This is a genomic window from Paenibacillus silvestris (assembly GCF_009882985.1).
Lineage (GTDB): Bacteria > Bacillota > Bacilli > Paenibacillales > NBRC-103111 > Paenibacillus_E > Paenibacillus_E silvestris.
This window is the reverse complement of sequence record NZ_WTUZ01000006.1, coordinates 654-993: the sequence shown is the minus strand read 5'-3', so window position 1 is coordinate 993 and position 340 is coordinate 654. Positions and strand designations below refer to the sequence as shown.

1 protein-coding gene and 1 pseudogene are annotated in these 340 nt (G+C 56.0%); both read right to left on the bottom strand.

The genetic code is table 11. The features are described from left to right. Window positions 1-247: InlB B-repeat-containing protein (locus GQF01_RS36180; protein ID WP_235958852.1), on the bottom strand; the 247-nt coding region annotated here is incomplete at its 3' end. A gap of 35 nt (window positions 248-282) precedes the next feature. After that, window positions 283-340 (bottom strand): annotated as a pseudogene (locus GQF01_RS37055) (hypothetical protein); the annotation flags it as partial.

Genomic DNA, 340 nt, shown 5'->3' with positions numbered 1-340 from the left:
CACTGCCGTCTTTCGAGTCGAACGTCACCGTGTACGTTGCGACCGGTATCGCCGTCCATTTCGCATACAGAGTCGTATTCGCACTTACTGAATCCGTCGCGAAGTTCCAGGCCGAGGCATAGCCCTCTTCCTTATACCAGCCCGAGAACGTGTAGCCCGCTCTCGTCGGATCAGCTGGCTTCGTGATNCACTGCCGTCTTTCGAGTCGAACGTCACCGTGTACGTTGCGACCGGTATCGCCGTCCATTTCGCATACAGAGTCGTATTCGCGCTTACCATATCCGTCGTGAAGTTCCACGCCGAGGCGTAGCCCTCATCTTTATACCAGCCCGAAAACGTG